Raw genomic sequence first — 3269 nt, forward strand, 5'->3', positions numbered from 1 at the left:
TGCCGGCCCCGTCCCGGCCGCCTGCCCTGCCACGGCCCAAGGGTACGACCAGGGTGACGCCCGCCGGTCAGGGCACGTCCACCCGGACGCCGGTCACGGCACGTCCACCCGGACACCGGCGGAGAAGACCCCGCTGCGCAACTCCAGCCGCTCGGGGGCGGCGCGCCCGTTCACCGTGAAGACCAGCGGCAGCACCATCCGGCTGCCCGCCGCCATCGGCTCGGCGAAGACGTCCCGGCCCTGGTTCGCCCGCCGGGTCGCCGACTCGTCGGTGGTGACCCAGTTGCCGTTCGGCAGATAGGCCCGCTGCAGCTTGCCGTGCCAGCTCTGGTGCTCCGGCGTGACGTTGCGGACGCCGACGGTGGCCTGACACTGGCGTACCTGCTGACCGGGGTCGCAGACCATCCGGTAGACGGTGAACTCGAAGGCGTCCTCGCGCAACGGCACGCCCAGGCTGCCGCTCACCCCGGTACCCTTCCACGCCCCACTTGTCGGCTGGCTGTCGGTGTCGATGGCGGCGACCCGTCGGGTGGCGGCCCAGGCGGCCGTACCGATCGTGGCGGCCAGCACCGTCGCGGCCACCGGCACGATGAGCCAGATCGGCGGGGTGCGCCGGCGGCTCGGCGGGCGGGGCACGGCCGGGCGTGGATAGACCGTGCCCGGCCCGTCCGAGGCGAGTGCGGCGGCCACCGGCCGTCGGTTACGCCGCCAGGTGACGAAGGCCACGACGCTGAGCAGCAGCACCGCACCCGCACCGACGAGCAGCGCGGCAGCCTGGGCCCGCCACCCCGACGGTTCCTGCGTCCCGGCCGCCGCGGCGGCCTGCGGGTTCGTCCAGGTGGCGCTCGCGCAGTCGTACGGCTGCCGCCCGTTGCTGGCGAACGCGCACGCCGGTGCGGTGAGCGGCTGCTGCGCCGCCGGCGTACGCAGGGTGGTGCCCAGGGTGGTGGTGCTGCGCGGCGGCAGCCTCAGTTGCCAGGTCACCGCGGTCGCCGCGGCGCCACCCGGGCGTTCCTCCCGGCCGCCCCCGCTGATCGAGGTGGCGGAGACGCCGCGGGGCAGTTCCTGCCGCACGGTGGTGCTCACCGGCGCGATCCCGGCGTTGCGGACCTCGATGCGGTACCCCGGCTCGGCGCCGTTCTCCGGCGCGACCGCCACGCTGACCTTCGGCGCGGGCGGCGGCACCGCGAGCCGCGTCGGGGTGGGCACCGCCGGTGGCGCCGCCGGCATGGCGGGGTCCGGCGTCGGTGCGCTGGCCTCGGGCGACGCGCTGGGATCCGGTGTCGCCGGTGTGGGCTGCGACGCCGTCACCGCGTGCGGTGCCGCCGCCGGAGCGACACGGGCCCGCTCGGCCGGTGTGCCGCGAGTCGCGGCTGCTGCCGCGACCTGCGGATTTCCGGGCGAGGGGACATCCGGGCCGGCCGCCGCCGGCAGCACCGGCAGCGCGGTGAGAAAGCCCACGCAGTGCACGATCGCCGCCAGGGTCCTGTGGTGTCGTCTCGATGCAGGCATACGAACGAACCTCCGCAGCCGACGCTAGGCGCGGGCGCACGTCGTGCGGGTACGAAGGCCGGAATCCGGCCCCCGAGGTGGGCGTCGCGGGTAAGCTGCCGCACCTGGTCGGCGGGCCGGACTACATTGGCCTCGTGCGTATCGCTCGTTTCGCCCATGCCAAGGGAATGTCGTTCGGGGTCGTCGAGGGGGAGCCGGAGGCGGGCCCGCAGGGGCTCACCGTCGCCGAGATCTCCGGCCACCCGTTCGGTCAGCTCACGTTCAGCGGGGTCCGTTGGGCGCTGTCGGACGTCCGGCTGCTCTCACCGATCCTGCCCAGCAAGGTGGTCTGCGTCGGCCGCAACTACGCCGAACACGCGGCCGAGCACGGCAACGAGGTGCCTACCGAACCGCTGCTCTTCCTCAAGCCCTCCACCTCGGTGATCGGCCCCCGGGACGCGATCCGGCTGCCCGAGTTCAGCAAGCAGGTCGAGCACGAGGCCGAACTGGCGGTGGTGATCGGCGCGCCGGGGGCACGCCGGGCGGACCGGGCCGCGGCGGAACGGGCCATCTTCGGCTACACCTGCGCCAACGACGTCACCGCCCGGGACCTCCAGCGTTCCGACGGCCAGTGGACCCGGGCCAAGGGGTTCGACTCGTTCTGTCCGATCGGGCCGTGGATCACCACCGGTCTCGACGTCACCGACCTGGAGATCCGTTGCGAGGTGGGGCGTGATCCGGAGGAGATGGAGGTCCGCCAGCTGGGCCGGACCCGGGACATGGTCTTCGACGTTCCGGCCCTGGTGTCGTACGTCTCGCACGTGATGACGCTGTTGCCCGGTGATGTCGTGTTGACCGGGACGCCGGCGGGGGTTAGCCCGCTCACGGAGGGGGATACCGTCACCGTACGGATCGAGGGGATCGGTGACCTGACCAACCCGGTCATGTCTGCCTCCTGATCCCTGTTTCCGCAGTTCAAGGCCGGTTTGCGGAAGTCGATTTGGCCTGTCGGTGCCGGGAGGGTAGAGTTTGATCCCGGCACCGCAAGGGGCCATTGGGGTATGGGGTAATTGGCAGCCCGACTGATTCTGGTTCAGTTAGTCTAGGTTCGAGTCCTGGTACCCCAGCGCAGCCGAGATTCGCAAGAATCGAGGTCGCTGGATTCTGGTGGAGTTCAGCGTCGATGTTCCCGCCAGGGAGCGTCGACCGCGAGGTCTGGTAGAGTTCGGCGGCACCACCCACACGGTGGTGTCGCATTTGTGTGCCTGGCCCCGTCGTCTAGTGGCCCAGGACGCCGCCCTCTCAAGGCGGTAGCGCCGGTTCGAATCCGGTCGGGGCTACAGATCCGGCCCGTCTCACCACGGTGGGGCGGGCCGTTTTCCGTTTCCCAGCCGCCTCCGCTCGTCTCCGAGCTGCTGGTGCCCGTCCCCCCCCCAGGCTGTTTTGGGTGTTCCGCAGGCTGCCTCCGCCCGTCTCCGCAGGCTGCTCGTGCCCGCGGGCTGTTTTGGGTGTTCCGCAGGCTGCCTCCGCCCGTCCCCGCAGGCGTTCGCGCCGTGAGCTGGCCGCCCTGCGGATCGCCGACCCCCTCTGCGCCCCGCCACGTGGGCGTCGCTAGACTACTGCCGCACCGCCCGCGAGGGTTGGTGAACAGGAAAGTCCCTGGCCCCGTCGTCTAGTGGCCCAGGACGCCGCCCTCTCAAGGCGGTAGCGCCGGTTCGAATCCGGTCGGGGCTACCACACCCGAAGCCCGTCTCCCCCGAGACGGGCTTCTCCCATTC

Annotated in this window: 2 protein-coding genes and 3 tRNA genes; 4 read left to right on the top strand and 1 reads right to left on the bottom strand. The window is 72.1% G+C overall.

Going from position 1 to position 3269, the window contains the following annotated elements; translation table 11 throughout:
* Positions 1-93: 93 nt before the first annotated feature.
* Positions 94-1512, bottom strand: a complete 1419-nt coding sequence (locus C1I93_RS29745; protein ID WP_111246569.1) for a hypothetical protein — start codon at positions 1510-1512, stop codon at positions 94-96.
* A 134-nt stretch (positions 1513-1646) separates the two neighbouring features.
* On the opposite strand from C1I93_RS29745, the gene C1I93_RS29750 reads away from it, so the two are divergent.
* The 4 genes from C1I93_RS29750 to C1I93_RS29765 all read left to right on the top strand — a co-directional run bounded on the left by C1I93_RS29750 (position 1647) and on the right by C1I93_RS29765 (position 3228).
* The gene (locus C1I93_RS29750) at positions 1647-2450 is read left to right on the top strand and encodes a fumarylacetoacetate hydrolase family protein (RefSeq protein ID WP_111246570.1); all 804 of its coding nucleotides are present in this window, start codon (positions 1647-1649) and stop codon (positions 2448-2450) included.
* A 96-nt stretch (positions 2451-2546) separates the two neighbouring features.
* A tRNA-Gln gene (locus tag C1I93_RS29755) sits at positions 2547-2618 on the top strand.
* Between the two features lie 140 nt (positions 2619-2758).
* Positions 2759-2831: transfer RNA gene (locus tag C1I93_RS29760), tRNA-Glu, on the top strand.
* Positions 2832-3152: 321 nt separating this feature from the next.
* Positions 3153-3228, top strand: a tRNA-Glu gene (locus tag C1I93_RS29765).
* The last annotated feature ends 41 nt before the right edge of the window (positions 3229-3269 follow it).

Source organism: Micromonospora endophytica, assembly GCF_003236305.1.
Taxonomy (GTDB): domain Bacteria; phylum Actinomycetota; class Actinomycetes; order Mycobacteriales; family Micromonosporaceae; genus Micromonospora; species Micromonospora endophytica.